Raw genomic sequence first — 3,763 nt, 5'->3', positions numbered from 1 at the left:
GAGCTAATGAAGTGCAGGATTTGCAGAGAAAGCCAACTTAAACCCTACCATGTGAGGGAAATGATGTTCGGTTTAAAGGATTCGTTTGAATACCTGGAATGCACAAATTGTGGATGCCTTCAGATAAAGGAATATCCAAAAAACATTGGTAAGTACTATCCGGAGAATTACTACTCATTTAACGAAGTCAGCCTGCGTGAAGTTAGCAAGTACCAGAGGTTTAAGAACCAGGTGAAGTTTGTACTAAACCCCATTTTGCGGCTAACTAATATATCGAAACTTAACCTTGATGGCGACTTAGCACGGCTGAAGAAAATTGGACTAAGTCTCAGTTCGGCTATTCACGATGTTGGCTGTGGATCTGGGCATTATCTCCGGAGGCTACATAATTATGGTTTTAGCAGCTTGTCAGGGTCCGACTTGTTCATTGAGAAGGACTCTTCAATATTTGGAAAGGTGCCAATATTTAAAAGTGGCTTACGGGAATTGAACGGTACCTATGATTTGATTATGCTGCATCACGTGTTTGAGCATATGCCAGATCAGAAAGAGACGCTGGAAATACTGAAGACTAAACTCAACCCGGCTGGTGTTGTTATGATGCGTATCCCAGTGCTCAGCTACGCATGGGAAAAGTATGGAACCAACTGGGTGCAGCTTGACGCACCAAGACACTATTATCTGCACACGCTGAAAAGTGCTGAGATTTTAGCAAAGAGTGTTGGGCTCCAACTTTTAAAAGTGGAGTGGGATTCTTACGCATTACAGTTTTGGGGAAGTGAACAATACTTGCTGGACATACCGCTAAGGGCAGCTAACTCATATGCAGAGTCGATCCAAAACAGCCCGTTTAGTAAGGAGCAAATTGAACTGTGGGAAAGGGAATCCCAAAAGTTGAATGAGGAGGGAAGAGGAGATCAGGTAATACTTTATCTGAGAGCTGAGTAAACCCCTTGTATATGGCATCATTGATCGGAATCATTATTCTCAACTACTTTTCTGGGAAAGAGACGCTCAGGCTGTATCAGAAAATTGAATCCTTTCAGGATGAATCTCTCAGAAAGCTTGTTGTTGACAACTCCGCTGACGCAACCGAGAACGAACTGCTTCGGAGGTCAATACCTTCCGAAGATTTGGTACTAGCGGGGAAAAACCTAGGATACGCCGGTGGAAATAATCTAGGTATTAGACTTCTTGTTACCGATTCGGAGATAAGAACAATCGTTTTAATTAATCCGGACGTCGAGCTGAAAGAGAATATATTCCATGCTTTAGGGCAAAAGCTCCTTCAAAATAATGATTTGGCAGCAATCGGCCCTCGACTTTGTTTGAAAGGAGAAAGAAATAAAATCTTTTCAGACGGGGGACTGCTTCATTTCAAAAGATTCTTTTACCCTGGGCATTTACATGCCAAAATGAACCCTTCTCAAGTGGTTTCCAAAAATTTGAATAGAGACATTGGCTATGTAAATGGCTCGTTTTTTATGATCCGTGTTTCGGCTCTGGAAGCAATTGGACTACTGAATGAGAAGTTCTTTCTTTATTTTGAGGAAACAGAATGGTGCCACAGGGCTAAGACATTGGGTTGGCAGGTGGCTTCCGACACAACAGTTACTGCATATCAGGATATCAGTAATAATGGTGTTGTATATGAATACTATATGACTAGAAATCATTTCCTTTTTCACTATCTATACTATAAAAAAGGGTTGCCCCGGCTTGCGTTGCACTATCTTAAGCATATTTTAATATACGTTTTCAGCCAAGAGATCAATTCAAGTAAAAAGTGGCCATTTCTATTGGCAAGGATAAAGGGAATTGTAAAAGGCCTAATGAATAGTTGAGGCTGTTCAACCCCGAGAAAAGCAGTATGCAATCAAGACCACTTGTACACGTAAATCTAAAGTTTGGACATCACGGGCATAACTCCGGTTATGATGTTCTTTCTTCTTTTTTCCCTTATGCAAAAGTATTAAGCTTGAACAGGAGCCGAGAGAGGATCAAGCACCTCGAAAGATTCAAGGATGAAAAACCTGGCATGTACTTATACAATTACTCCTTCAAAATGCTACGCTTGCTTTTTAATTTCCAAGTAAGAAGGAGCCTCCAGGAAAATAGTATTGTTCATTATTTGTACCCTGAGAATACACTGGCCTTCACGCCCTTCAATTTCCCAAGAACAACATCTATCGTATCAACCTTTCATCAACCTGAAGAATGGTTTGACGGGCTCTCCAAAACAGGCTCAGGCAGAAAAATGATGGATAATTTTAGAAAATCTCAGGTTGCAATAGGTTTGGGGTCAAACCAAATTCCAGTGTTGACAAAAATATTTTCTTCCGAGAACGTGGAGTTCATTCCTCACGGTGTGGACACTGAATATTTCAGCCCATCTTTTGTTGAAAAAGAAGCAAGGAATATTCTCATCTTGGGCAGTTGGTTGAGAGATTTTGATATGGCAGCCAAGGTCGTCGCTGCGTTCAAATCGATAGATGACAAGGTTAAATTCACTGTGATCTCGTCGCCCGAAAACGAAAGATACTTCCGAAATTGCGACAATGTACTTTTTAAAAAAAACATCTCTGATTTTGAATTGTTGGCAGAAATTCAAAAATCAGATCTGCTTTTCCTACCCCTAAACGGAGCAATTGCCAACAATGCGTTATTGGAATGTATGTCATGTGGATTGCCAACAGTAATCACGAAACTAGACTCAATTAGAGACTACGTTACAGAAAAGGAGGCTATTTTTGTAAACAAAAATGTTGATGATAGTATAAATGCTTTGGAGTTTTTGTTGAAGAATGAAACTATAAGAAAGGAAAAAAGTACCGCTGCCAGAGCAAAAGCATTGAGCTTTGATTGGCATGTTATAGCCGAAAAGACTAAGAATGTTTACCAAAAGTTAGACTAATGTCCGTGACAAGGAATGTTTTATGGATTGCCCCCTACCCCGCCGACCCTAAGGCCCACGCTGCACCTTGGATAACATCTTTGGCCAAGGCATTGTCTTTGTCAGGCCAGATCAAACTTACTATCCTGTCAACGAGCTCATCAATCAGTTCATCTACTTTAGAGTTTGAAAAGGATGGATACCGGGTTATTCTTCTAAAGGTGCTTCCGCCTAAGTGGGAGATAGTGACACTTTATCTGTTCCGTATACTCGCTTTAAGGAGGTGGCTGAAAAACAATCAGATGTCTTATGACCTGGTTCACGTTCATGGAACAGAGCATCAATTTGAGCTTGCTTCGGTTGGTCTTAAAAGACCAACGGTTGTAAGTATTCAAGGAATTCTTTTCAGATATCTTAAGGCCTTGCCAGAAACATTCTCAAGCAAAAAACTAATATGGTTGCTTGGGTCGGTCTATGAAAGGTGGGGTATCCGCAAACATAAGCACTTTGTTTGCAGGACTCATTGGGATTCTGCTGCCATAAGATCGCTTAATCCAACTGCTAGAATATTTGTCGGATGGGAAATGATACGTACCGACTTTTTTGTTGAGGAAGGGAACAATTTTGAGGAAAAAAGTAATGTCCTCTTTTTAGGAGGGCTTAATTCAATAAAAGGGATAGCTGAAGCGTTGTACGTTTTCGATGCAGTGGTTCAGAATGACGATCTCACATTAGTAATATTTGGAGATGGCAGTGTTAAAGATCTAAATGCGTTGATTCAAAGAAAACAGCTCGCCAACCTTAAAGTTGGCGTGAATGTCTTTCACAAAGGCAGAGCCTCCGCTGATCAGATAGTGAAAGAGATGTTGA

At 40.8% G+C, this 3,763-nt stretch carries 4 protein-coding genes; all 4 read left to right on the top strand.

What is annotated here, in order from left to right; all coding sequences use genetic code 11:
• Positions 1-948: class I SAM-dependent methyltransferase (locus AAC037_RS21400; RefSeq protein WP_339905489.1), on the top strand; the 948-nt coding region annotated here is incomplete at its 5' end.
• Positions 949-959: 11 nt separating this feature from the next.
• Complete coding sequence (locus AAC037_RS21395; RefSeq protein WP_339905488.1) at positions 960-1,844, top strand: glycosyltransferase family 2 protein; 885 nt, start codon at positions 960-962, stop codon at positions 1,842-1,844.
• Between the two features lie 26 nt (positions 1,845-1,870).
• Positions 1,871-2,914 carry a glycosyltransferase family 4 protein gene (locus AAC037_RS21390; protein ID WP_339784439.1) on the top strand — a complete coding sequence of 348 codons (1,044 nt, stop codon included), beginning with the start codon at positions 1,871-1,873 and terminating at the stop codon, positions 2,912-2,914.
• A partial coding sequence (locus AAC037_RS21385) for a glycosyltransferase (RefSeq protein ID WP_339905487.1) occupies positions 2,914-3,763 on the top strand: 850 nt, incomplete at its 3' end. The genes AAC037_RS21390 and AAC037_RS21385, both read left to right, overlap by 1 nt.

Origin of the sequence: uncultured Cyclobacterium sp., assembly GCF_963976465.1 — a bacterium.
Classification (GTDB): Bacteria; Bacteroidota; Bacteroidia; order Cytophagales; family Cyclobacteriaceae; genus Cyclobacterium.
Note: the sequence above shows the minus strand (reverse complement) of the source record. Positions and strands in the feature narration are given on the sequence as shown.

What these genes read in the sequence shown, in the direction of transcription:
- AAC037_RS21390 (WP_339784439.1), top strand. Translation starts at nt 1,871, where the DNA reads ATGCAATCAAGACCACTTGTACACGTAAATCTAAAGTTTGGACATCAC.
- AAC037_RS21395 (WP_339905488.1), top strand. Translation starts at nt 960, where the DNA reads ATGGCATCATTGATCGGAATCATTATTCTCAACTACTTTTCTGGGAAA.